Origin of the sequence: Pseudarthrobacter sp. (assembly GCF_036675385.1) — a bacterium.
GTDB lineage: Bacteria > Actinomycetota > Actinomycetes > Actinomycetales > Micrococcaceae > Arthrobacter.
Genome location: NZ_JAKFFD010000167.1, coordinates 1 through 23,439, shown reverse-complemented (window position 1 = coordinate 23,439; position 23,439 = coordinate 1). Strand labels below are relative to the sequence as shown.

At 64.3% G+C, this 23,439-nt stretch carries 21 protein-coding genes and 3 pseudogenes; 7 read left to right on the top strand and 17 right to left on the bottom strand.

Annotation, left to right across the window (positions count from 1 at the left end):
* Positions 1 to 266 (bottom strand): hypothetical protein (locus tag V6M49_RS14765; protein ID WP_332761692.1); only part of this gene is annotated, 266 nt, incomplete at its 3' end.
* Positions 267 to 420: 154 nt separating this feature from the next.
* Positions 421 to 1,092: pseudogene (locus V6M49_RS19950) on the bottom strand (PucR family transcriptional regulator); the annotation flags it as partial.
* Here V6M49_RS19950 and V6M49_RS14755 point away from each other — a divergent pair.
* Positions 985 to 1,470, top strand: coding sequence for a M20/M25/M40 family metallo-hydrolase (locus V6M49_RS14755; protein WP_442959736.1), 486 nt, complete (start codon positions 985 to 987; stop codon positions 1,468 to 1,470). The pseudogene V6M49_RS19950 and the gene V6M49_RS14755 overlap by 108 nt on opposite strands.
* 12 nt (positions 1,471 to 1,482) lie before the next feature.
* Here V6M49_RS14755 and V6M49_RS14750 read toward each other — a convergent pair whose 3' ends face one another.
* From V6M49_RS14750 to V6M49_RS14690, 13 genes are all read right to left on the bottom strand, one after another.
* Positions 1,483 to 2,529, bottom strand: coding sequence for a LacI family DNA-binding transcriptional regulator (locus tag V6M49_RS14750; protein ID WP_332761687.1), 1,047 nt, complete (start codon positions 2,527 to 2,529; stop codon positions 1,483 to 1,485).
* 100 nt (positions 2,530 to 2,629) lie between these two features.
* Complete coding sequence (locus V6M49_RS14745) at positions 2,630 to 3,376, bottom strand: cupin domain-containing protein (RefSeq protein WP_332761685.1); 747 nt, start codon at positions 3,374 to 3,376, stop codon at positions 2,630 to 2,632.
* Positions 3,373 to 4,314 carry a PmoA family protein gene (locus tag V6M49_RS14740; RefSeq protein WP_332761683.1) on the bottom strand — a complete coding sequence of 314 codons (942 nt, stop codon included), beginning with the start codon at positions 4,312 to 4,314 and terminating at the stop codon, positions 3,373 to 3,375. Before V6M49_RS14740 ends, V6M49_RS14745 begins: the two co-directional genes overlap by 4 nt.
* Positions 4,311 to 5,432, bottom strand: coding sequence for a Gfo/Idh/MocA family protein (locus V6M49_RS14735; protein WP_332761681.1), 1,122 nt, complete (start codon positions 5,430 to 5,432; stop codon positions 4,311 to 4,313). The genes V6M49_RS14740 and V6M49_RS14735 overlap by 4 nt, the downstream gene beginning before the upstream one ends.
* A gap of 2 nt (positions 5,433 to 5,434) precedes the next feature.
* A complete protein-coding gene (locus V6M49_RS14730; RefSeq protein ID WP_332761680.1) occupies positions 5,435 to 6,736 on the bottom strand; it encodes an ABC transporter substrate-binding protein in 1,302 nt (433 codons plus the stop codon).
* Between the two features lie 51 nt (positions 6,737 to 6,787).
* Positions 6,788 to 7,723 (bottom strand): carbohydrate ABC transporter permease, encoded by a 936-nt coding sequence (locus tag V6M49_RS14725; protein WP_332761678.1) that lies wholly within the window; start codon positions 7,721 to 7,723, stop codon positions 6,788 to 6,790.
* Complete coding sequence (locus V6M49_RS14720) at positions 7,713 to 8,636, bottom strand: carbohydrate ABC transporter permease (RefSeq protein ID WP_332761676.1); 924 nt, start codon at positions 8,634 to 8,636, stop codon at positions 7,713 to 7,715. The genes V6M49_RS14725 and V6M49_RS14720 overlap by 11 nt, the downstream gene beginning before the upstream one ends.
* Positions 8,637 to 8,977: 341 nt before the next feature.
* Positions 8,978 to 9,838, bottom strand: coding sequence for a phosphogluconate dehydrogenase C-terminal domain-containing protein (locus tag V6M49_RS14715; RefSeq protein ID WP_141140512.1), 861 nt, complete (start codon positions 9,836 to 9,838; stop codon positions 8,978 to 8,980).
* A gap of 1 nt (position 9,839) precedes the next feature.
* Positions 9,840 to 10,655: a sugar phosphate isomerase/epimerase family protein gene (locus V6M49_RS14710; RefSeq protein ID WP_332761674.1), complete on the bottom strand. Its 816-nt coding sequence runs from the start codon at positions 10,653 to 10,655 to the stop codon at positions 9,840 to 9,842.
* Positions 10,652 to 11,455, bottom strand: coding sequence for a triose-phosphate isomerase family protein (locus V6M49_RS14705; protein WP_332761672.1), 804 nt, complete (start codon positions 11,453 to 11,455; stop codon positions 10,652 to 10,654). The genes V6M49_RS14710 and V6M49_RS14705 overlap by 4 nt, the downstream gene beginning before the upstream one ends.
* Positions 11,439 to 11,909 (bottom strand): ribose-5-phosphate isomerase, encoded by a 471-nt coding sequence (locus tag V6M49_RS14700; protein ID WP_332761670.1) that lies wholly within the window; start codon positions 11,907 to 11,909, stop codon positions 11,439 to 11,441. Before V6M49_RS14700 ends, V6M49_RS14705 begins: the two co-directional genes overlap by 17 nt.
* Complete coding sequence (locus V6M49_RS14695; protein ID WP_332761669.1) at positions 11,906 to 13,708, bottom strand: dihydroxyacetone kinase family protein; 1,803 nt, start codon at positions 13,706 to 13,708, stop codon at positions 11,906 to 11,908. Before V6M49_RS14695 ends, V6M49_RS14700 begins: the two co-directional genes overlap by 4 nt.
* 98 nt (positions 13,709 to 13,806) lie before the next feature.
* Positions 13,807 to 15,171, bottom strand: coding sequence for an MFS transporter (locus V6M49_RS14690; RefSeq protein WP_332761667.1), 1,365 nt, complete (start codon positions 15,169 to 15,171; stop codon positions 13,807 to 13,809).
* A 208-nt stretch (positions 15,172 to 15,379) separates the two neighbouring features.
* On the opposite strand from V6M49_RS14690, the gene V6M49_RS14685 reads away from it, so the two are divergent.
* The gene (locus V6M49_RS14685; protein ID WP_332761666.1) at positions 15,380 to 16,123 is read left to right on the top strand and encodes a FadR/GntR family transcriptional regulator; all 744 of its coding nucleotides are present in this window, start codon (positions 15,380 to 15,382) and stop codon (positions 16,121 to 16,123) included.
* A gap of 57 nt (positions 16,124 to 16,180) precedes the next feature.
* On the opposite strand, the gene V6M49_RS14680 is transcribed toward V6M49_RS14685, so the two are convergent.
* Both V6M49_RS14680 and V6M49_RS19945 read right to left on the bottom strand, forming a co-directional pair.
* Entirely contained in the window at positions 16,181 to 16,993 is an 813-nt protein-coding gene (locus V6M49_RS14680; RefSeq protein ID WP_332761664.1) for a substrate-binding domain-containing protein, read from the bottom strand.
* A gap of 66 nt (positions 16,994 to 17,059) precedes the next feature.
* A pseudogene (locus V6M49_RS19945) lies at positions 17,060 to 17,182 on the bottom strand (LacI family DNA-binding transcriptional regulator); the annotation flags it as partial.
* Positions 17,183 to 17,572: 390 nt separating this feature from the next.
* On the opposite strand from V6M49_RS19945, the gene V6M49_RS14675 reads away from it, so the two are divergent.
* The 5 genes and pseudogenes from V6M49_RS14675 to V6M49_RS14655 form a co-directional block, all read left to right on the top strand.
* A complete protein-coding gene (locus tag V6M49_RS14675; protein WP_141140520.1) occupies positions 17,573 to 18,832 on the top strand; it encodes an ABC transporter substrate-binding protein in 1,260 nt (419 codons plus the stop codon).
* Between the two features lie 87 nt (positions 18,833 to 18,919).
* On the top strand, positions 18,920 to 19,885 hold the full coding sequence (locus V6M49_RS14670; RefSeq protein ID WP_246848512.1) for a carbohydrate ABC transporter permease: 966 nt from the start codon (positions 18,920 to 18,922) through the stop codon (positions 19,883 to 19,885).
* Positions 19,885 to 20,769 (top strand): carbohydrate ABC transporter permease, encoded by an 885-nt coding sequence (locus V6M49_RS14665; RefSeq protein ID WP_141140521.1) that lies wholly within the window; start codon positions 19,885 to 19,887, stop codon positions 20,767 to 20,769. The genes V6M49_RS14670 and V6M49_RS14665 overlap by 1 nt, the downstream gene beginning before the upstream one ends.
* Before the next feature lie 45 nt (positions 20,770 to 20,814).
* Complete coding sequence (locus V6M49_RS14660) at positions 20,815 to 22,569, top strand: DUF5605 domain-containing protein (RefSeq protein WP_332761660.1); 1,755 nt, start codon at positions 20,815 to 20,817, stop codon at positions 22,567 to 22,569.
* Between the two features lie 175 nt (positions 22,570 to 22,744).
* A pseudogene (locus V6M49_RS14655) lies at positions 22,745 to 23,439 on the top strand (hypothetical protein); the annotation flags it as partial.

Here is a 23,439-nt window from a genome sequence, read left to right as displayed (position 1 = left end):
GAGTCGCTTGCCCAGAATCCGCGGGCATCGATTTTGATGTAGCCCGAATGGAACAACCGCCGGGCCATCAGCTCGGGTACTTTCGGTTCCCTGCCGAAGACAGCACTCAGCCCGAGGTTGATCAAATCCTGTTGGGAAGCCGTGGCGGCTTCTTCGAACACTTCTGCCTTAGTGTTGGGCGGAACGATGCGCTCAACCGCACCGATATCATCGCCCGACGCATCCACAACGCGCATTCCCTTGGACACGGATTCCAAGACGTCCACGATCGTCCTCCTCCACTCAACTTCATTACGGCACCGTTGCGCCCCACGGTCAAGGGGGTGTGGCTTGGGCGGGCGCCGCCACTGGTGACGCTCGCAGACGTCAGGCCCACGCCACTACCAGCCTGGCCACCTGGGCGGGAACGGCAAGGTCGATTCAGCCGCAGGGGATCCCGGCGATGCCGGCCGGGATAAACGGCCCCGCGGGATGCCGCCCGCCGGCCGGGGCCTTACCCAATTGCCCGAAGACATACGTGCTGCCGCCGAACTCGTGGCCAAAAAGCCGCTGCGAGGACTGGGGCCCCTGGGCAAAGGCGCGGAGCTTGGTGGCTGCCTCCGCGCTGGCGGCCACAATCGAGTACAGGGCGTCGGGGTCGGCGACCAGGGCGGCGGACGCCTGGCTGATGGTGTCCGCCGAGAGTTCGGACTTGCTGAACAGCCGGGCGATGAATTCGCGCCGGATACTGGATTCCTCCTGGGCCATGCGGACCCGCTCGGCCGAATAGCTTGAGTGCGTGTGTGCGTCGAATTCGTCCACCACCCGCCACACCCGGTCCACCCGGGACGTGAGCAGCGCCGCGTCCTGGGGCTCGGAGATCTGCAGCAGGTCCTCCCACAGAATGCTGAAGTCAAGCCGGACAGCGGAGGTGAGGGCTTCGGGGGAGATTCCGGCGCGCGCCCTTTTTGCGCCCAGCTCCAACGAGAACCGCATCAGCGAGTCGTGATCGCCGTTGCGTCCGGACCGCTGCAGTTCCTTGTCGCGCAGCCCGTCCACCAGGCGGTGGAACGTTTCGCGCGCCGTAACCCGCAGTTCCGCCATGCCCACAGTGCTACCGGCGTACTCGGGGATCTCATGCACCCGCGCCAAAAACAGCTCTGCCAGTTCATTGAACGCGCCGCCAACATCAGTGTGGAGCGGAACCACTCACACTCGTGGCCGGTCACCCCGTACCAGACCGAAGGCGTGGAGCTCGCAGCGAAGGTTGCCGCGGACCTGGGCCTGTCCAGCAAGCAGGTCATGACCCTCGCCGGGCACGATTCAATCAACATGAAGGACCTGGTCCCCACCGTCATGCTGTTCGTCCCGAGCGTGGACGGAATCTCCCACAACGAACACGAATACACCACGGACGACGACATCGTGGCCGGACTCGCCATGCTGACCGAAGTGGTCAACCGTCTCCGCAACGGTGTTCTGGAGGACTAGGGGAGCAGCAGGCTAAGCCTGTCCGCCCGAGGCCCTCACTGGTCCCGTCGACTCCCGCATGACCAACTCCATGGGGTCCAGCACCAGGGTTTCGGTCGATGTGTTAACGCCGCGAATCCGTGCGATGAGTTCCTTCATGCTCCGGGCGCCGAGCGTTTCAAGGTCCATGTGCACAGTTGAAAGGGACGGAATCAGGAACGAGGATTCGGACATGTCGTCCCAGCCGAACACGCTGACTTCCCCCGGTACCGGTATGCCACGCTCGTGCAAGGCACGGATGACGCCAATGGCCATCTGGTCGTTCCCCGCCACAACGGCGGTTACGTCCTTCAGGCCGGCAATCTTCTTGCCGGCAGCGTAGCCGGACGCCGGGGACCAGTCGCCGGCCGCGATGCCCACGGACGTCAATCCCAGTTCCGCAATGGCTTCCTCGTAGGCTGCCTTGCGGTTGCGGGCGGACGGCCAGGCGGCGGGTCCGGCAACGTGGAAGAAATTCCGGTGCCCCAGCGAGGCCAGGTATTGGACGATTTTTGCTGCGGCCGTGCCGTCCGCCAGGCTGCCGCGGGCGCGCATTTTGTTGTCGTACTCGCCGGCCACCACCAACGGGACCGATGATTCGCTATCGACAGCGACAGCAGACTTGGGTCGGGGCACAAAAGACAGGATCCCGGCGATGTCCTCTCCGGACAGCAGGTTGCACAGCTGTTGTGCGCGGGCCTCGGCGGTTCCCTCCATGGCGATTACGTCAACGCGGTAGCCCGCAGAATGGGCCGCACTGGAAGCGCCGGTGAGCATGCGCGCCGGAAAGTACAGGGAGGCCTCGGGAACCACCACCACGACTCGGTAGAGCTCACGCGATCGCAGCGACCGCGCTGCGAGATTCGGTGTGTAGTTCAGCTGCGACAACGCCACTTCAACGCGCTCCACCGTCGCCGGCTTCAGTTTCGACTTGTCACGCAGATAACGGGACACAGTCTGATGGGATACACCGGCCAGGTCCGCCACGTCATAGATAGTGGGTGCCTTTGACCGGCCCGGTCCTGCAGCTGCTTGCACCATGGGACGTCCCTTCAGATTTTCGTCCTGCGGGTGTCGCGGGAGGGATCCGGGTCCAGCCTAATCCCTCCCGCTTTGCCGCGGACGCACCCGCCTCCGTGACTCAGGCGGGTCCGCCGGAGTCCCATTTCTGCAGCATCCCGCACATGCCGAAAACCAGGTCCGGGTTGACCGGCGCCGTCCTGGACACGGCCGCGTCCTTGAAGTGGTTGAACCGACCCTTGGCCAGGTCCGCCAGCCATTTCTCCGTCCGTGCCGCCTCGGGGGCGATCCGCTCGGTCCAGAGTTCCTGCCACCCCGGGACCCGGGACTGGACCAGCCGGACGGCGTCGCGGTGGAACTGCTCGACGGCGTCGAAGTTCCCCGCCAGCGCCGCGTTCTTCAGGTGCTGGTAACCGGCCAGCGCCGCGTCCCGTCTGGTGCGGGCAGCGTGAGACGGCGGTTCCGACGCCGGGTCGGACCCGCCGTCGAGCGCGGCAGCCCGCGCATACCTTCCGGGGTCCGCAACAACGTCCGCCTCGAACGTGAGGACCGCGTCGCCGGCTTCCGGCAGCCCCCCGTTCTGCATGATGGCCAGGATGTCCAGGTTGCCGGTGTTAACGATCCGATGGATCGTTCCCGGACTGAACCACAGGAGGTCGTTGAGGGCCAAGTCGTGGGACTCGTAGCCGGAGGACGTGACCGTTTCCACGCGTCCCGTTCCCGCCAGCACCAGGTAGGCCTCGGTCGAGGCTGTGTGCATGTGGGGCGATCCGCCGCACACGCCGTCGGCTGCCTCCCAGTCGTAGACGCCGAGCCGGGTGAGGGCCACCGCGCCGGGGAAGGGTGCCGTCTGCCGGGTTGCCGTCATCCGTCCGACGCCACCTTTTGTTGCTGCAGCGACGCGGCAGCGGCCGCCGCGAGGATGTCGAGCCGCTCGCCGTCGGAGTCGCCATCGGCGATCACCACGGCGTACCGGTTGACCATGGTGGCTCCGCTGGCGAAGGTGATTTCCTCGCTGAAGAACGGGGCCGGGCCGAAGCAGGCAAAAGGCTCGGACCGGGCAAACCACTCCGGCGGGTGCTGGTCGTTGGCGGTGTCATCGGCGATCAGCACAGTGGAGAAGCGGCAGCTGTCATCGTGCTGGCCCACAAAGGCGAGCCACGGACCGCGGGTGCCGCGCAGCGCCTCGCCGGTTGTTCCGCCGGGGCCGGCAATCCGGCCGCCGGCGAATTCGCGCGGCCCGCGCCAGAACAGGCCGCCGTAGCCTGCATTCTCCCGGCCTTCGGTAGTGGGGGAGCCGATCTGGATGTCGCTGCCGGAGACGTTGGTCATTTCGGTTTCGAAGACCAGCGTCCAGGAGCTGCCGTCAGCGCCAGGGCTGATCCTGATGCTGCGGACCTCGTCCACAACCTTGTTCCCGTCCTGCGTCCACCAGCTGAGCGCGTGCGTGAAACGGAAGGCGGCGCCGTCGAGCCCTGTGTCGATGACGCGGTCGTGCCGCATGCAGCCGTTATTGGGCAGCCACTTGTAGTCTTCCCCGCGGCGATAGCTGGGGCCGCCCCAGAAGTTGTCGTCGCCGAAGTGGGGAAGTGACCATGCGATGCCCTTGTGCCACACGTGGTCCCAGGGCCGGTAGACGCTGACGGTTTCCCCGGCGGTGGAGCGCAGCGGATGGAAGAACGGCCGCGGTGATTCGCGCTGCTCGTCCGTGGCGTCGTACGTGTACGTGGCGATGTCCAGCTCCCCGAGCGAGACGGTCAGGGACTGGTTGTCATCGCGCCAAGTGAGTGCTGTTGATGTGCTCATGCGTTGAGTGCTTCCTCTTGCTTCCACGGTTCAAGGTGGCCGTCCATGCGGCTGAAGAACGGGCTGGATTCGTCGATCTGGCCGCGCGTGATGGTGCGTGCACTGACGCTGGACGCGTAGATCGCGGCGGCGAGCTCCATGGTGGCGTAGGCATCGGTGATGGACACCGGCGCGGCGACGCCACTGTGCAGGCTGCTGATAATGGCCGCGTACTGCGCCGCGTGACCGCTTGCGTGGTCCTCACCCTGGGTCCAGAGGCCGACGACGGCGTCATGGCCGGGTGCCGGGGTCACCGTCCAGTTGTGGTCGCCGTAGCCGTAGAGATGGTCGAGTTCGACCGTCGCGTTTTCGTAGTCCAGCCGGAGGTAGGAGGTTTCGCGCGGCGAGATCACGGAGTTGATGACGGTGGCGATCGCGCCGGACTCGAAGCGGACCACCGCGGCGGAGGCATCTTCGGTGTCGGTCTTCCGGGCGAGCTTGCCGGCGAAGGCCGTCACCTCGGACCACGGGCCCCACAGGTGCAGGAGCAGGTCGAACTGGTGGATGCCGTGGCCCATGGTGGGCCCGCCGCCTTCCACGTCCCATAATCCGCGCCACGGCACATCGAAGTAGGGCTGGTCGCGGAACCACAGGGTGTTGCAGGTTCCCACGAGCTGCCGGCCGAGGGCGCCGGAACGCTGCAGGGCGAGCAGCCGCTGGGCGCCGGACCCGAACCGGTGCTGGAAGATGCAGCTCAGGGATCCCTCGGATTCTGCCTCGGCTGCTTCGAGCTGGCGCATCTGGCTCAAGGACAGTGCCGGGGGTTTTTCGATGACGGCGTGCAGGCCGAGCGAGAGCGCCTCCAGTGCCAGCGGAAAGTGGCTCGATGGTGGGGTGCAGATGGCTACGACATCCAGCCCGCCGCCGTCGACCGCCTCTTGGAGGTTCGCCGCTGTGCGGGTGACGCCCCACTTCGCGGCGAAGGACTCCGCACGGGACGGGTCGATGTCGATGGCGGCGGCCAGTTCCACACCAGGCTGTTGTTGCAGGGCTTCGGCGTGGGCGTTGGCGATGCCGCCGGTGCCGATGAAGGCGACGCGTAGTGGCGTGCCGGCGTCGTGATTGTTTTTGTCAGTCATGGCTACTTCCGGAGTGAGGAGGAGAGTTCGTCAATGAAGGGCTGCGCGGCCTTTTCGGGCGTGGTCCGCTCGAAGAGGATGTCCGAGGTGTAGCGGCTGAGGATGTCCAGGATGGTGCTTCCGCCGGCGGGTGTGATGGGCGGGGCGGGCCGGACCTCGTCGGCGATGGCGTCGGTGAAGTCGATGGCGGCCTTGTCCGTGGCGTTCAGCCTGGGCCCGATGGCCTCACGGATCTTGGTGTTTGCGGGGATGCCGCGTTCGGTCAGCATGATGTCGCCGGCCGTCTGGCTGTTGGTCAGGTAGTTCAGAAACTTCTCCGCGGCCTTTTGGTGCTTGGATCGGGACGAAACGGACCAGAACATGGACGGCTTGTAGTAGGCGCCGCGTTCCTCAGCACTTGATTCGCCTGGAAGGCGCAGCAGCTTAAGCTCCTGGCCGGCGGCACCCGAGAATGCCGTCAGTTGCGTGCTGAACACGCCGGCAAGGCCCATTTCGTTCTTGGCGAGGGCTGTCTGGTTCAGCGATGCCGAGGCGTTTTCAATGATTGCCGAGGGCTTGGGCCCGGCACCGAACGTGGACAGCTCCAGCGTGTGCTTCCAGAAGGAGACGAGGGTTTCGGGCTTGATGACCACCTTGCCGGCGTCGTCGTAGAGCCGGTCGCCGTTCTGCCGGGCCCAGATATAGAGGTCCTGGTCGCCGTACTGGACGCCGACGCCGGTGGCGCCTGTGCCGCTGCCGCTGATCTGTTCGCCGAGCTTCCTGTAGTCCTCCCACGACCAGGTGGTGTCATCGGGCATGGCCACCCCGGCCTTGGCGAGGACGCTGGGGTTGGCAGCGATGCAGAACGTGGCCACGCCTGTGACCAGGCCCACGAGCTTGCCGTCCACCTCGCCGCTCTTGAGGGTGTCCCGTTCGATGCCGGACGTGTCCAGACCGCTGAGTTTCTTGATGTCCAGCAGCGCGCCGCGGTCGCCATATTCGCGGACGTACTTCTCGTCCATCTGGATGATGTCGGGTGCGTCGTTCGCGGCCACCTGCGTGGCGAGCTTGTCCCAGTAGCCGTTCCAGTCGCTGTATTCGCCCACCACTGTGATGTTGGGGTTTTCCGCGTGGAAAGCGTCGATGACCTGCTGGGTTGCCTTCTGTCGGGCATCGCCGCCCCACCAGGTGAACCTGAGGGTGACGGGTCCGGTCTCGTCCGCGGCGGGCGTGCCGGCAGCGGCACACCCTGACAGGGCCAGGACGGATGCCGCGACGGCGGCTGAGAGCTTCAGGTAGCTCCGGCGGGTTGGGCTGTAGTTCATGGGAGTCCTTTCGTGGGCGGCGTCGTCGTCGGCGCCTGCTGTTGTTCGGGGCTACTTGATGCCGGTGGTGGCGATGCCCTTGACCAGGAACTTTTGGCCAAGGAGGAAAGCGATAAACACGGGGAGCAGGGACACGATGGACATCGCGAACAACGAACCCCAGGACGTGGACGCGGTGGCGTCGATGAACGCTCTAAGCGCCACCGGCACGGTGAACATCTTTGGGTCCGTGAGGTAGATCAGCTGGCTGAAGAAGTCGTTCCACGTCCAGATGAAGGTGAAGATGGTGGTGGTGGCCAGCGCCGGCACCATCAGGGGCAGGATCACCTGGAGGAAGATGCGGGCGTGGCCGGCGCCGTCGATCCGTGCGGCTTCATCGAGGTCCTTCGGGATGCCGCGGATGAACTGGACCATCAGGAAGACGAAGAATGCATCGGTGGCCAGGAGCTTCGGGACGATGATGGGCCAGAAGGTGTTCACCCAGCCGATCTGGGAGAACAGGATGTACTGCGGAACGATCACCACGTGGAAGGGGAGCATGATCGAAAGAAGCATTGCCCCGAACAGCCACTTCTTACCCTTGAAGTTCAGTCGGGCGAAGGCGTAGGCGGCCATGGAGCAGGAGACCAGGTTCCCGATGATGCAGCCCACTACCAGCACCGCTGAGTTCAGCAGGTAGGTGGAAAACGGGCTGGCCAGGGCATTCCAGCCCTCGCTGTAGTTGCTGGCTTCAAACGTCGAGAGCAGCAGTCCGGGTTCCCGGAAGATCAGATCGTTGGGCCGCAACGAAGAGGCGATCATCCAGAGCAGCGGGTAGATCATGGCCAGGGCGGAGACGATCAGGACCAGATGCTTGGCCAGGGCCCGGAGGCGGATCTCGGTTGGAGACTTGGGCCGATGGCGGGAGGTTTTGTTCGGCCCGGCATTGGTGCCTGGCGTGCGGCGGTTGGTGGTTGCGGTGGGCCGGGGCCGGATTTCAGTCGTCATAGAACACCCAGAACTTTGAGGCATAGAAGTTGATGGCGGTGAAGGCGCCGATGATGAGCAGGAGCACCCAGGCCATGGCCGAGGCGTAGCCCATGTCGAACTGGCCGAAGCCCTTCTGGTACAGGTACAGCGTGAAGAACATCGTTGAATCCGAGGGGCCACCGGTGCCGCCGGAGACAATGAAGGCCTGCGTGAAGGACTGGAAGGCGCCCACGATCTGCAGTACCAAGTTGAAAAAGATGATGGGGCTCAGCAGGGGCAACGTGATCCGGGAGAACTGGGCCGCCTTGGAGGCGCCGTCCACCTGCGCCGCCTCGTAGTACATGTGGGGGATCTGTCTGAGACCGGCCAGGAAGATGATCATGGGGCTGCCGAAGGTCCAGATGTGCAGCAGGATGATGGTACTCAGGGCAGTACTGGGGTCCGAGATCCAGCCCGGGCCTTCGATCCCGACGAGTGCCAGGAACTGGTTCACCAGGCCGGTGGTGCCGAATATCTGCTTCCACAAAATGGCGACGGCGACGGAGCCGCCGAGCAGGGACGGCAGGTAGAACACGGACCGGTAGAACGGGAGGCCACGGATGCCCCGGTCCAGGACTAATGCGATGAGCAGGGCCACGGCCAGCTGGAGCGGAACGCCCACCAGAACGTAGATGAAGGTGACCTTCAGCGAGTTCTGCAGGCGTGAATCCTCCAGCATCCGCGTGAAGTTCTCGAAGCCTATGAGGTTCGGTTCCTGGAGGAGGTTGTAGTCGGTGAAGGACAGGTACAGCGAGATCAGCATTGGGCCGAGCGTGATTGCCACAAGGCCTACCAGCCACGGGCCGAGGAAGACCATGGCGGCCTTGGTGTCCCGGGCTTCAGCGCCCAGGCCCTTGCCCTTGAGCTTACTGAGCTCGGAAAGGGCGTTCATGGCGCAGCTTTCGGTCGAGAAACCCGGCAGACGGCATCTCTGGTGCCCGGGCGGAGTGACGGTTTCATTGCTTCCTAACTGGGGCGTTGGGCCCACTGCGGCGTGGCACAGGAACGTCCGTGATGTATGGAGGAAATCGGTGTCGACCGGGGTTCATCAGAAGATGAAGCTGCAGAATGGAGCTCTTGCTGCTCAACCCTGACTAAAGTGATCGATAACACAATCATTAGTTATCGATCACTTTCTGTCAACGGGTTGACGACTCCAACCTGGAGTCTCAGCAGGAAACTCAAATAGCCCGGTGCGCGGCAACTGCCGCGCACCGGGCTATCACTTGAGGCTTAGCGCTTGACAGCGTCCAGCTTGAGCATTTTGGCGATGACGCCGTCCAGCTCGGAGTCGTCGAAGATCTTCTTCCAGTCGTCCTTGATGATGGTGTCCTTGCCGTACTGGATGGCGATTTCGCACGCCTCGGAGAACGGGTTGGAGCCACGGAGGGCGTTGGTCAGGGCGATCTGCACGTGGCCGAACAGCATGGCCTTGGCCGCTTCCTCGGGAACGCCGGCAGTGTGCACGGTCTCGTGCAGCGCCTCGTTGAGCAGGGTGCCGATCATGCAGGCCACGGTTTCCACCAGGGTGGGTTCGAGGATGGCGAGCTGCTTCACGGTGACCCAGTGGACGTCGATGACGGGGGCGTAGATGGTGCGGATGACTGCCTCGGCCGAATCGCGGGTCGCTGCCGGGGCGTCCTCGTCAATCGCGGCAACCACGTTCTGCGGGGCGCCCTCGCCGCCGAAGGTGTCGGCCCATTCTTCCTTGGTGGTGCGCTCCAGGAACACAGACGGGTGGCACGGGTGCGCAACTGCCTGGACGACGTCGTCGCGCTTGGCCAGCAGGCCGGCGTAGGCGGCGGCGGGGTCCAGGGTGAGCAGGATCGCGCCTGCCTTCATCTGGGGGACAACGCCCTCGGACACAACGCCCAGGACGGTGTCCGGGACGGCGAGGATAACCACGTCCGCGTTCTTGACGGCGTCCTCAGTGGAGGTGATGTCGCGGCCCTCGGCCTGGACGCGTTCCTGGCCGGCGGGGGAGTTCTCGGTGTAGAAGACGGTGTGGGCGCTCTTCTGGAGGTTCCGGGAAACGCGCATTCCCATTTTTCCACCGGCTCCGACGACGGCGACGGTCAATTTTTCTGCTGACATTTCACTTGCTCCTTAGGAATTCGATGCTGTGTTGGGTCCACTGGTTTTCTAGGCGGATGGTCTCCGCCTCGGAGTCCTGCCACGGCAGCCAGTGTTCGACGATCTGGTTGATACTTCTTTGGTGCGGCTGGAATTTGCTGACCATGTACTCGTAGTCGAGCAGGCCTTCGCCGAGCGGTGCGCCGGCATAGGTGAACCCGACCCAGCCGTCCTTGCGGCTGAACGCGAAGTCCTTGACGTGCATGTTCAGGACGTAAGGCGCGACGGCGTCAATCACCTCGCGCGGCATCTCCAGCGCAGCGACCGTGTTGGCCGGGTCGCTGCAGATGCCGAGGTACGGGCTGTCCACTCCGCGGATCACGTCCAGGATCCGGGAGGTGGGCACCTGCTCGTAGGTTTCCACCGCGATCTTGACGCCCGCGGCTTCGAACTCCGGCAGGACCTCCTTGAAGATCGCCACGGCTTCCTCCGCCGTCGGGGTGTGGCCCGGGACGTTGAACATGGTCCGCAGCAGGGGCGAGCCCAGGATGCCGGCGATGTGCAGGAATTTCCTTAGGTGCTCCGGGCGGATGCCCTTGGTGCCGAGCTCCAGGGTCATGCCCAGCCGGTCAGCTGTGGCCCGGACGGCATCCAGTTCGGAGTCCGTCATCGCTTCCAACGGGGCATAGTCGCAGACCTGGAAGAGGTCCACGCCGAGTTCCGCGGTCCGCTCCAGCGCCTGGTGGAGGCTGAGCGGTTCGGTCACCTTGTCCGAGAGCTGCCAGAAGAAGGCGTAGCTGCTCAGGCCGATCCGTGAGCCCGGGCCGGTGCGGCTCATACCGCCACCTCCGCTGCTGCCAGCCGTGCGGCCGTCTCGTCCAGGATGGTCTTTAGTGCCTTCGGGTCATGGGCGAAGCGGCCCAGGAACAGGCCCGCGACGGCGGAGTCCAGCTTGGTGATCAGGCCGGGTCCGGCGCTGCCGCCGTAGATCACGCGGCTGTCCGCCTGGCCGGGCAGGGCGCGCAGGTGCGCGTCCAGCCCGGTGATGACCGCGCTGATGTAGTCCGGGCTTGCGGGTTCCGGGGCACCGATGGCCCACTGCGGCTCGTAGGCCACAATGGTTCGGCCTACGGGCCCCAGCGACCCGGCGCGGTTCAGGGCGGCATCGATCTCGGCGGTGCACTGCGCAATAGCCTCTTCCGGCGAACCGGCGTGAAGTTCCCCGACGCACAGGATGGGCGTGAGGCCGTTGCGGTAGGCGGCGGCCGTCTTCAGCCCGATGACGGTGTCATCTTCGCCGAAGATCCGGCGGCGTTCGGCGTGGCCCACTTCGGCGTAGCGTCCGCCGAGTTCGGCCACGGTTTTGCCGCCCACTTCACCGGTGAACGCGCCTTCGTCTTCCCAGAAGATGTCCTGGGCGCCCGCGGCGGCTCCTGCAGTGCCCAGGATGCGGGCAGCTTCGGGAAGGACCGGGAGGGTGGGCAACACAAACAGCTCAATGTCGCGGCTCTGGATGGCCGGGTGCGCGAACGCGATCGCGGCCACGTCGCGGCAGTAGTCCACCGAGCGCTGGTAGCCGAAGTACATCTTCAGGCTGACGCCGATGATGGCCTTCGGTTTCTTAGCAGGAAGTGACACCCTCATAGTCCTTAATCAGTGTGACTTTCTCTGCCGAGGCGGAGGTTTCGTCGAAGGTGTAGGTGAGCCATTCCTTGGCGAGCCGGCGGGCGAGTTCCAGTCCGACGACGCGCTGGCCGAAGGTGAGGACCTGGACGTTGTTGGAGAGGATGGAGCGTTCAACCGAGTAGCTGTCGTGCGCGGTGACGGCGCGGATGCCGGGGACCTTGTTCGCGGCGATGGCTACGCCGAGCCCGGTGCCGCAGACCAGCAGGGCACGGTCGGCCTTGCCGGCGGCGATAAGTTCGGCGGCGGCGATGGCCACGGACGGGTAGGGGGTGTGGCTGGTGGCATCCACCCCGACGTCGGTCACGGATTCGACCAGGTCGGAGGCCTCCAGGTCAGCCTTGAGGGCTTCCTTGTAGTCGAATCCGGCGTCGTCGGCTCCGATGACCAGGCGCAGTTTGGCGCTCATGCGTTCTCCTTGACTGAGTTGCTGCTGAGGGTGTAGTTGGTGCTGGGGGTGTTCCCGGCGGGTGATTTCTCGCCGAAGGTGTTGTGGATGGCCCGGACGATCAGGGCCATGGAGACCGCTCCGGCGTCGGGGGTTCCGAGGCTTTTCTCGGCGTGCGGGCGGGCGCGGCCCATGAGGGGCAGCAGCGCGGCGGTATCGTCGGCGGCCTGCTGCGCGACGGTGGCGGCGGCGCCCCACGCGTCGGTCAGGGAGTGCCCGGCGTGCACTCCGGCTGCCAAGGCGTCGCGGAACGGGACCAGGACGTCCACCAGGGTTTTGTCCCCGGGTTTGGCCTTGCCGAAGTCCATGATCGCGGCCGCGGCACCCGCGACTCCGGCGGCGACAGCTCCGGCGTCGGGGGCGTTGGCGTCCCCGACCGCGTCACCGACGGCCCGCAGGGCCATGCCCCAGAGCGCGCCGGACGTGCCGCCTGCCTTGTCGGACCAGGCGTCTGCGGCGAAGTGCAGCGTGGTGGCCGCGCCGGCGCCGCGGGCGACGGCGTCCGTTGCGGCTTCGACGGCGGCGCGGACGCCGCGTTCCATGCCGATGCCGTGATCACCGTCGCCGGCGATCGCGTCGATCCGGCCCAGTTCGTCAGCATTCGCTTCCACCACGGCCTTGGCGGCGCCGAGCGCGGCGAGGATGCGGACGGCACCGGCGCGGGACTCCGCCGTCGAGTCCGGGATGGAGAGTTCGACGTCGGCCACTTCGCCGCCGTCGGACGCGTCCAGTGCCGCCGCAGTGACGGCGCCGCGGCGGAAGGCCGGAGCGTCCGCCGGGGCGTTCCAGAGGGACTCGAGTGCGTCGTCGAGCCAGAACAGGGTGAGGGACGTGCCGGCCATGTCGAAGCTGGTCACGAGTTCGCCCACCTGCGGGTCCACCGCTTCCAGGCCGGCCTCGGCCAGGAGCTGGGCGACGCGGCGGTAAACCACGAAGAGTTCCTCGTACTTGACGCTGCCCAGGCCGTTGAGGATCGGCACCACGCGCGGTCGGGCAGAAGCGCCGGCGGCCTCGAGGCCGTCGGGGATTTCGGTGAGGAGCTTGGCGACCAGGAGCTCGGCGAGCTCATCCGCCGTCGGGATGGCCGTCTCGCCGATGCCGGGTTCGCCGTGGATGCCCATGCCCACGGCCATCCGGCCCTCGGGGACGGAGAACAGCGGGTGGTCCGCGCCCGGCAGGGTGCAGCCGGTGAAGGCAACGCCGAAGGAGCGGGTGCGGTCGTTGGCGCGCTCGGCGATGGCGACGACGTCGTCCATGGAGTAGCCGGCTTCCGCTGCGGCGGCGGCGACCTTGAAGACGGTCAGGTCCCCGGCGATGCCGCGGCGTTTGGCGCGTTCGGCCAGCGGGGCGGAAGAGACGTCGTCGGTGACGGCGATGCTGCGGCAGTCGATGCCTTCCTTGCGGAGGCGGTCCTGTGCCTGGTTGAAGTGCAGGACATCGCCGGCGTAGTTGCCGTAGCCCAGCAGCACGCCGGCGCCGTTGTTGGATGCTTTGGCCACGTTGTAGACCTGCTGCGCCGAGGGGGAGGCGAAGAGGTTGCCCATCGCTGCGCCGTGCGCCAGGCCCTGTCCCACCAGGCCGGCGAACGCCGGGTAGTGGCCGGAGCCGCCGCCGATCACCAGGGCCACCGTGTCCGGGGTGCTCTTGGTGTTGCGTACCACGCCGCCCGAAACACGCTTCACCCAGCGGCCGTGGGAGGCAACAAAGCCTTCGATCATCTCGTCAGCGAAGGCTGCTGGTTCATTGAAAAGGCGTGTCATGGGGAGCTCCTGGGCCTAGCTGCGGGAAGTCGTGATTCGGGGTGGGGGGTGGGTTGGTGCGGGGGCGTCCCCGGGTAAGGGGGACGCCCCCGGGCCTGTTACGGCTCGGCGTGGTGTCCGGCCCCTGCAGGGTCAAGGGCTTCCGCCGGGACTCCATCGCTGACCTTGCCGGAGCGGCTCAGCGCCACCATGAGGATGGAGGACAGGAGCATAAAGCCGCCGACGACGAACATCGGTACCGTGTAGCTGCCGGTCAGGTCCTTGAGCCAGCCGGTGATGTACCCGGCGCTGAATCCGGCGAGGTTGCCCACGGTGTTGATCAGGGCGATGCCGGCAGCGGCTGCCGCGCCGGTGAGGAACTGGGTGGGTACGGTCCAGAAGTTGGGCAGGGCCGCGAAGATCGACATGGCCGTGATGGTGATGACGGCGATCGTTGCGGCCGGCGAGCCGGCGAACAGTGCCAGCGGGATGCTCAGGCCGCCGATAAGGGCCGGGAGGGCGATGTGCCAGGTCTTGACGCCGCGCTTTGTGGCGTCCTTGGACCAGAAGTACAGGGCGAACGCCGCCGGCAGGTAGGGAATGGCGGTGATGAGGCCCTTCTGAAGAACATCGAACTTGGCGCCGTAGAGGCCTTCGAAGCCGGCGATGATGGTGGGCAGGAAGAACCCGAGGGCATACAGGCCGTAGATGAAGCCGAAGTAGATGGCGGACAGCATCCAGACCCGGCCGTTGCCGAAGACGGTGCGGACACTGACGTGCTTGTTGCTGGCGGTGGTCGCCTTCTTTTCCGTCTCCAGGGCGCCGGTCAGCCAGGTCTTTTCCTCGGCGGTCAGCCACTTGGCCTTGGCGGGGGAGTCAGCGAGGTAGAACCAGGCAATGATGCCGACGATGATGGCCGGAATGGCGACGCCGAAGAACATTACGCGCCAGCCTTCAAGCCCGAAGAGGCCATGCTGCTGGATGAGGAGGCCAGCCAGCGGGGCACCGATCACGGTGGTCAGCGGCTGGGCCAAGTAGAAGAGGGCGAGGATCTTGCTGCGGTGGCGGGACGGAACCCAGAGGCTCAGGAAGAGGATGGCGCCGGGGAAGAACCCGGCCTCTGCTACGCCCAGGATGAAGCGCAGGATGTAGAGCTGCTCCACGTTGCCCACCCAGGTGAACAGGAGGGAGACGATGCCCCAGCTGACCATGATGCGGGCGAGCCAGCGGCGCGCTCCGAACTTGTGCAGTGCCAGGTTGCTGGGAATCTCGAGCAGGATGTAGCCGATGAAGAAGACGCCGGAGGCGAAGCCAAACTGGGCGGCCGAGAGGGCCAGGTCCGTGTTCATGCCGTTCGGACCGGCAAAGGAAATTGCCGTGCGGTCCAGGTAATTGATGAAGAACATCAGGGCGACGAAGGGAACAAGCCGGATCGCCACTTTCCTGATTGCAGATTTTTCGACCACCGATTGTGTGGTGTCCACGTTGACTCCTAGAAGGTAATGTCCCGGGCGGCTTCCTGCACTGGATGCGCCGGGTCTGTCTCACTGCCCGTGCCGGTGGGGCCGGCTCCGGCTAAAGCGTGTGATTTAAACCATAGAGCCGGAATGTAAATTGGTCAACCGGTTGACGTGTGCTTTTTCGCGCGGGTCCGTTCCGCCGAATTGGTCAGCCGGTTGTTAGGCTTGGACCGTGACCCTAAATTCCGCTGCCTCGGCGGCCAAGATCAGTGCCGCCCTCGGCTCCGTAGGGCAGGGTTCCGTTGTGTCGGAGGTTGCCGAGCGCCTTCTGGCCTATTTCACAAGCGGGGATATCGCCGTCGGAACCCGGCTTCCTGCGGAGCGCCAGCTCGCGGCGTCCCTCGGCGTCGGCAGGTCTGCCGTGCGCGAGGCGTTGGCAGCCCTGGAAATCCTGGGCATCGTGATTGTCCGCCCAGGTTCAGGGACCTACCTCCGGGACGGCATTTCCGAACTCCTGCCCCGCACGCTGAGCTGGGGCCTGATGCTTGGGGCGCCCCGGACCCGAGAGCTGGTGGAGCTGCGAAGCGGCCTGGAGGTCCAGGCGGCGCAGCTGGCTGCCGACCGGATTACCGACGAAGCGCTGGACCGCATGCGCGGCAACTTGGAAACCATGGCCCACACGCTCGATGACCTTGCCGCGTTCGTCGAGGCGGACGCTTTGTTTCACCGCGAAATTGCCGAGAGTTCGGGCAATCAGGTTCTGCAGGAGCTGCTGCAGAGCATCCGGTCCCTGCTGCGGATCTGGGTGGACCGTGCGCTGACCGACGAGGGGCATGCGGCGGCGGCCCTGAGGGAACACTCGCAGATCTTTGCGGCCCTTGAAGCGCGGGACCCCGACGCCGTCACACTGACTATGCGTTCACACATGCAGACGGCTTCCAGGCGACTGCTCGCTGGCTTCGACGCATCGCAGTAGCATCCGTCGATTTGGACGGACCGGGCTGCACGTAGAAAGTTGCGGGTGAGCCGGGGCCTAGGGCCGCTGGGTGGCTGAGGTCGAATCGCGAATCACAAGCTCGGGCTCGACGACGTAATGCTGGGCGCGTTCTCCTGTGAGGATCTGATGGTGGAGCATTTTGAAAGTCGCGATGCCCAGCGCCCGGAAGTCGAGTCGCATGGTGGTTAGCGGAGGTGAGAAGTAGGCTGCTGTAGGCATGTCGTCAACGCCAACGATTGAAAAGTCGTGAGGTGCTCGGGCCCCGCGCCTTTCCAGGGCACTCATGAAGCCCAGGGCAATCTCGTCGTTGGCTGCGAAGACAGCCGTGAATGTGGCCGGATCCGCCAGTACCCCGGCGCGATACCCGGAAATCGAGGACCAGTCGTCTGCAACGTTGAGCACGTGTGGACTAAGTCTGGCGCCGAGCATGGCATCGCGGTAACCGCGCTCACGCTCCCGTGCTTCGTTGCGGGTCGCGGGGCCGGCGATGTGCAGGATGTCCCGGTGCCCGAGTCCAATGAGGTGCTGGGTCGCTTCCCAGCCGGCGGCGTGGGAGTGTGTGCCTGCGGAGCCTTCGTCCGTCCATGGAAGTTCGGAGACTGTGATCAGGGGTGTCGACTGGTCCCAATCTGCTAGGAGTTTGTCGACGTCCGGCAGCGGTGTCGACAAGACTATTCCGTCGACCTGTACGGACTTGAAGTGAGTTAGTGCGCGCCGCGCCTCGTTTTCCCAGTTCTTCGCTTCGAAGTCGAGATCAAGGGCGGCAATGGTGAGGGTGACGTCGGCCTCGCGGGCTGCAACTCCCAGCCCGGTGAGCACGCCGGCGCTGCCGTAGCTGAAAGCGCCCATGGTTAAGACGCCAACGGAGTTCGTCCTGCTCGTGCGGAGAGTGCGGGCGGATTGATTTGGTACGTACCCAAGTTCTTCGATGGCAGCGGCGATCCGGTCCCGCGTCTCGGTCCGCACATAACCAACACCGGTGAAATACCGGGACACCGTCTGGGTCGAGACGTTTGCCAGCCTCCCCACGTCCGCCATGCTTGGCCGCGTCGCCGTCCTTGCCTTTGCCAAATTCCCACCTCTCCATGCACGGTCTGCCACGCGGCCCAGCTTGTGCTGCCGGTTGCTGCTGCGAGGTTGGGTGACGAAGCCCATTGGATAGGCCCTTGTTCAGACTAAGTTTACGATAACCTACGGTTCTTGCTTCCACCCGCGGAGGCGATTCTGCTTGGCCTCCGGCCAGTAGTCGTCGGGCCAATGCCGGGCGCTGTCCCCGTACGTAAATCAAAGATTAATTGGTCAACCGGTTGACTTGAGTTATCGTAAACCTACATACTCGTTTATGGGCCAGATCACATCCGCGCTTTTCCGAAGGGGCGGCCGAATTGACGAAGGCACCCTCACATAAACCTACGAAAGGACGCGACGATGCGTTTGCTTGCCAAAGGCGCTGTTGCTCTTACGGCCATTGCCGTGCTGGCCGGTTGCTCTGCCGGTGCAGGATCCGATGCTTCTGGGAAAACTCAGCTGGACTGGTGGGTGATCAACCCGAGCTCCCCGTCAGCGGCGGCGGCGCAGGAGAAGGTCATCACGGATTTCCAGGCAGCCAACCCTGACATCACGATCAAGAAGACCAACCGGGCAGTCGATGCGCACAAGGATGCGCTGCGGACCTCTATCGGTACCGCCGCGGCCCCCGACATTTATGACTTCTGGGCGGGCCCGGGTCTTGGCGGCGAGTTGGTGAAGAACGGCGCCAGTGCTGACCTGAGTGCCCAGTACACCGAGTACAAGTGGCCCGAACGGTTCACGGAGGCAGCCCTCGGACCCGTTACGCAGTATGGCGGCTACCACGGGGTTCCGTGGAAGCTCAACGGTGAAGCGATGTACTACAACAAGGCTTTGTTCGAACAGGCCGGCATCACTGAGGTGCCGAAGACCATGGACGAACTGAACGATGCAGCCGCGAAGCTCAAGGACGCCGGAATCACGCCGATCGAGTTCGGCGGTACCGTCAACTGGCACGTCATGCGCCTGCTCGACACTTTCCTCGAGGGCTACTGCGGTTCTGACACGTTCGACAAGCTGGTCACCAGGCAGGCAAATTGGGGCCAAGAAGAGTGCGTGACGAAGTCCTTCACGAACCTTCAGAAGTGGTCAAAGGACTACTTCAACTCCGGATTCATCGGCATCAACAATGACGAAGCCTCGTCGCTGTTCTTCAACGGCAAGGCCGCCATGGCCCTCGAAGGAGACTGGTTCAACGCCCAGATCAAAGACAAGGCCACCAAGGCCGAGGACTATGGCGTGTTCCCCCTGCCGACCGGCACCGGCCGCATGTACGGCTTCGAGCAGGCCATGTACATCACCAAGGACAGCAAGCACGCTGATGCTGCGGCCAAGTTCCTGGACTTCATGATGTCCACTCCGGTTCAGAAAGAAACGCTGGGCAAGTTCTCGACCCAGTCAGTGAACAAGGAAGTCAAACCCACAGGCACGGACGAACTCACCAAGTCCTGGGAAGGCATCTTCGCCGATGCAAAGGGCCTGTACATGAACAACGACCAGAACCTCACCCAGTCCCAGACCACTGAATACTGGCGCATCCAGAACCTGGTCGCCACCGGCAGCCTGGACCCGGCCAAGGCCGGGGCTGAGTTCCAGAAGTTCCTGGATTCGAGCAAATAGCTCCTCTGCTGAAGGGTGGGACTGGGCGTCCAGCGCAGTCCCACCCCTTTAGCCCCGTAACCGATAAAAGATCAAAGGCGACCTCTCTTGTCCAAGCTCACAGCCGCGCCCCTCCAGACGCAGGTGCCTGCGCCCCGGAAAATTCCGAAAAAGCCTCTCCTGAAACGCCTTACCAAAGGTGGTTTCATCGCGGCACTGCCGTTCCTCGCTCCTGCCCTGGCCGCATACGTTGTCTTCGTCATCGGGCCGATGGTCAGCGCCGTGCGCTTGAGCCTGTACGAGTGGTCGGGCTTCAACGCCGACCCGCAGGTGTTTGTCGGCTTCCAGAACTACGTCCGTCTCTTCACACAGGACCCGGTGTTCTGGACAGCCATGCAGAACACCATCATCTGGGTGCTGCTCTCCCTGGTAATTCCGACCACCCTGGGTCTGGCGATGGCCCTGGCCCTGAACCGTCCGATCTTTGGACGGAATCTCTTCCGCTCTGTCTTCTACATCCCCGGCGTCCTGGCCCCGATCGCCATCGCGAACATGTGGCGCTGGATGTACAACCCCAACTACGGGGTGTTTTCAGAGCTTGCCAAAGCCTGGCACCTCGGCGATGGCTCGGGTGTGACCTTCCTCAGCGACCCCAAATTGGCCATCTACGCTATCTTCGCCGCTTTCGTCTGGCAGATCGCCGGCCTGAACATGGTCCTCTTCCTTGCCGGCCTGCAAAGTGTGTCCAAGGAACTTGTTGAAGCGGCCCGTCTGGACGGAGCAACCAGCTGGAAGGTCTTCCGGCACGTGACCTTTCCCGCCCTCCGCCCCACGGTCGTGGTGGTCATGGTGCTGACCATCGTCCACTCCATCAAGGTCTTTGACCTCGTGGTCGGCATGACCGGCGGCGGTCCCGCGCAGTCCTCGCAGGTCCTGGCTCTGTGGTCCTACTCCCAGTCCTTCCTGCAGCACGACTTCGGCATGGGCAACGCGATAGCCACGGTGCTGCTCGCCGTCACCCTTGTCCTTGTCATCCCCTACCTGATCTGGTCCACCAAAGGAAACGAAGACTGATGAGCACCCTGACTCTCGGGCGCGCCAAGCACGCCGACGGAACGTCCCGTCCACGCCGCAACGTCGACTATGTAAGGATCGGGCTCTGGCTGGCACTGGCCGTCACCATGGTCATCTGGGCCATGCCCTTGATCTTCGTGATGTTTACATCGCTGAAGTCAGAAGCCGCGATCTTCAGCACCTCGTCCTTCGCCCTTCCGCTCGCTGCTGAATGGGAGAACTACGCCGAGGCGCTGGAAACCGGCAACCTCCTCACTGCCGGCGGCAACAGCCTTCTCATTGCCGCGATCAAGGTGCCACTAGGCCTGCTGTTCTCGGCCGCCGCTGCCTTCGGCCTGTCCCGTATCCGTTTCAAGCACAGCAAGCTGCTGCTGGGGGCGTTCGCCCTTGGATCCATGGTTCCGATCCAGGTAGCCCTGGGACCGCTGTTCAAGACGATCCTGGACATGGGTCTGCTCAACAGCCCGATCGGCGTGATCCTCCCGTACATCGGTTTCGGCCTGCCCATTCAGATCTTCATCTTGCACGGGTTCTTCAGCGCCATCCCGAAGGAAATCGACGAAAGCGTCCGAGTGGACGGCGGCGGGAACTGGCGGCTGTTCTGGCAGATTATCCTTCCCCTGTCCAAGCCTGCCCTGGCTGCACTGTTCATCCTTGACTTCGTGGCCACATGGAATGAATACGCCATCGCCCTTGTGATCCTGCAGGACCAGGCCGCCCAGACCATTCCTCTGGCCATCCAAGGCTTCCAGTCCCAGTTCACCAGCTCCTACGGTCCGCTGAATGCCTTCACGGTCATGTCGATCCTCCCGGTCCTCATCGTGTACCTGCTCTTCCAGCGCTACTTCGTCGAGGGCATGTTCAGCGGCGCTGTCAAGGGCTGACCCCGCCCCCTTCGGTTACGAAACTTTCAACGCAGAAAGGCCATCATGGCGACCTACACCGCAACCACTCCGCTCTTCGAGGTCATGCGCGACCCCGTCGGACACGAGATCCTGGAGCACGACGTTCCTGAACTCGCGGCCAACCCGCTGCTCCACACGCTGTACCACTACCAGCTGGGCCTGATCCTCGGCACCGAGGAATCCCTGCGCAACGACCCGGCAAAGAAGGCCAAGATCCTCGCGAAAATCGAGGCCCTGCAGCCGTCACCCGCACCTGACCGGTCAGTCCGGCACAACGCACCGGCAGCCGGCTATGAGCCGGAATCGGTCGAGCGAGGCAGCGCCCGGACCGATTTCCCCGCCGAGAGCACCAAATGGCAGCAGTACGAGATCGCGCTGCAGGGCCCCTCGCACGGAAACCCGTTCACGGACGTTGAACTGTCCGCTGACTTCACCATCAACGGTGACACTCTGACAGTTCCCGGTTTCTACGACGGCGACGGCACCTACCGGATCCGCCTGCTCGTCCCGGCTGAGGGGGAGTGGTCCTTCACCACCCGCAGCAACGCCACGTCCCTGGACGCCATCACGGGAAGCTTCACCGCGGCAGCGGCGTCGCCGGATTCCCGCGGAGTAGTCCAGGTGGCCGACACCTTCCACTTCGCCTACGAGGACGGAACACCCTACCTCCCGATCGGCACGACATCCTATGTCTGGACCCACCAGGGCGAGGCCCTCGAAGAACAGACCCTCCAGTCCCTGAAGACCGGGCCCTTCAACAAAATGCGCATGTGCGTCTTCCCTAAGTCCTACCTGTTCAACGAAAACGAGCCTGAAATCTACCCCTACGAGGGGAACCTTCAGGACGGTTTCGACTACACCCGGCCCAACCCCGCCTACTACAGCCACCTGGAGAAGCGGATCAGCCAGCTCGACGAGCTCGGCATCGAAGCGGACCTGATCCTCTTCCACGCCTATGACCGGTGGGGCTTCTCCAAAATGAACCCTGCAGCCGATGATCTGTACGTCAAATACGTCACCGCGCGCCTAGCCTCACACCGCAATATCTGGTGGTCCCTAGCCAACGAGTTCGACCTCATGTTCGAAAAGACCATCGAGGATTGGGAACGCTTCGCCGCAATCGTTCAGGAGAACGACCCGACCCACCACCTGCTCTCCATCCACAACTGCCGCGAGATGTATGACCACTCACGTCCTTGGGTCACGCACTGCAGCATCCAACGGCTCGACATCTACAAGACCGCCGAAATGACCAGTCAATGGCGGCAGCAATGGCAGAAGCCTGTCGTCATCGACGAATGCGCCTACGAGGGGAACATCGACCAGGGCTGGGGAAACATCACCGGCGAGGAAATGACCCGGCGGTTCTGGGAAGGCGCGGTCCGGGGCGGTTACGTCGGACACGGCGAAACCTATGTCCATCCGGATGATGTTCTCTGGTGGGCCAAGGGTGGGAAGCTGCGTGGCACCAGCCCCGACCGCATCGGATTCCTGCGACGCATCATGGAGGAAGCCCCCGAAGGCCACCTCGAGCCGCTGCCTGGCCACTGGGATGCTCCCAGCGCCGGAATCAAGAACGAATATGAACTGATCTATTTCGGCTTTAACCAGCCCACCTACCGGCGATTTGTCATGCCCCCGGGGATAGAGTTCCAGATTGACGTCATCGACACCTGGAACATGACCGTTGAGACACTTCCCAGCACATTCGAAGGCCGCTTCCGCATCGAACTACCCGGCCGGCAGTACATTGCCGTACGCATGCGCGCTGTGGCTTGACGGCTATTCAACGGCCGGGGGTTGCGCTCCTTCCACCGGCCGTTGACATCCCTCCCATCCCCCGTCTGTGATTCCATAATCGGAGGTGTCCTGACTCACAGGCCATCTTTGAGTTTGCACTAGACAAGCCGCTTACCCGGGGCATAGCAGCCCCTGGCCGGCAGAGAGTAGCGACGTGACTTTCCAGCCCTTTCAGTATGACGAACCCGGAGTGTCCCGCCCCGCGCCCTCCCACCGCGCACCGTCACGCCTGGCACCCGCCCGCCGGGCACTGTCCGCGGGACCATGGTCTGCCGAGCTTGTCGGCGACGAATTGGCCAACATCAGCTACCTTGGGCGGCCCGTCCTGCGGGCTGTTAAGGCAGTGGTCCGGGACCAGGACTGGCGCACGCCGCAGCCGACGGTCCGCACGCTTGAGGTCACGCAGGATAACGAGCGCTTGCAGGCAGGTTGGACCGTCCGCTTTGCCGGCCACGGCGTGGAGTATGACGGCCAACTGACGGCTGAGTTCAGCCCTGCCGCCGTGGAGATAGCGTTCGAGGGCACAGCCCTTCACGCGTTCCGCAGCAACAGGATCGGCCTGGTGGTGTTGCACCCGCCAGCTGACGCCGGTAGGCACGTCACCGTGTCACATCCCGACGGCGGCCGCACGCCTGCGCAGTTCCCAAGCGACATCAGCCCCCACCAGCCGTTTATGGACATCGGAGCCCTTGAATGGGCCGACGACGGCACCACCTTCCGCCTGTCGTTCACCGGCGATGTCTTCGAAACCGAGGACCAGCGCAACTGGACCGATGGTTCCTTCAAGACCTACAGCACGCCGCTGGCGCGGCCGTTCCCGGTGGACGTTGCTGCCGGAGACGCTGTGCG

What these genes read in the sequence shown, in the direction of transcription:
- V6M49_RS14750 (WP_332761687.1), bottom strand. Translation starts at nt 2,529, where the DNA reads ATGGTGCAAGCAGCTGCAGGACCGGGCCGGTCAAAGGCACCCACTATC.
- V6M49_RS14745 (WP_332761685.1), bottom strand. Translation starts at nt 3,376, where the DNA reads ATGACGGCAACCCGGCAGACGGCACCCTTCCCCGGCGCGGTGGCCCTC.
- V6M49_RS14740 (WP_332761683.1), bottom strand. Translation starts at nt 4,314, where the DNA reads ATGAGCACATCAACAGCACTCACTTGGCGCGATGACAACCAGTCCCTG.
- V6M49_RS14735 (WP_332761681.1), bottom strand. Translation starts at nt 5,432, where the DNA reads ATGACTGACAAAAACAATCACGACGCCGGCACGCCACTACGCGTCGCC.
- V6M49_RS14730 (WP_332761680.1), bottom strand. Translation starts at nt 6,736, where the DNA reads ATGAACTACAGCCCAACCCGCCGGAGCTACCTGAAGCTCTCAGCCGCC.
- V6M49_RS14725 (WP_332761678.1), bottom strand. Translation starts at nt 7,723, where the DNA reads ATGACGACTGAAATCCGGCCCCGGCCCACCGCAACCACCAACCGCCGC.
- V6M49_RS14720 (WP_332761676.1), bottom strand. Translation starts at nt 8,636, where the DNA reads ATGAACGCCCTTTCCGAGCTCAGTAAGCTCAAGGGCAAGGGCCTGGGC.
- V6M49_RS14715 (WP_141140512.1), bottom strand. Translation starts at nt 9,838, where the DNA reads ATGTCAGCAGAAAAATTGACCGTCGCCGTCGTCGGAGCCGGTGGAAAA.
- V6M49_RS14710 (WP_332761674.1), bottom strand. Translation starts at nt 10,655, where the DNA reads ATGAGCCGCACCGGCCCGGGCTCACGGATCGGCCTGAGCAGCTACGCC.
- V6M49_RS14700 (WP_332761670.1), bottom strand. Translation starts at nt 11,909, where the DNA reads ATGAGCGCCAAACTGCGCCTGGTCATCGGAGCCGACGACGCCGGATTC.
- V6M49_RS14695 (WP_332761669.1), bottom strand. Translation starts at nt 13,708, where the DNA reads ATGACACGCCTTTTCAATGAACCAGCAGCCTTCGCTGACGAGATGATC.
- V6M49_RS14680 (WP_332761664.1), bottom strand. Translation starts at nt 16,993, where the DNA reads ATGGGCGCTTTCAGCTACGGCAGCGCCGGCGTGCTCACCGGGCTGGGA.
- V6M49_RS14675 (WP_141140520.1), top strand. Translation starts at nt 17,573, where the DNA reads ATGCGTTTGCTTGCCAAAGGCGCTGTTGCTCTTACGGCCATTGCCGTG.
- V6M49_RS14665 (WP_141140521.1), top strand. Translation starts at nt 19,885, where the DNA reads ATGAGCACCCTGACTCTCGGGCGCGCCAAGCACGCCGACGGAACGTCC.
- V6M49_RS14660 (WP_332761660.1), top strand. Translation starts at nt 20,815, where the DNA reads ATGGCGACCTACACCGCAACCACTCCGCTCTTCGAGGTCATGCGCGAC.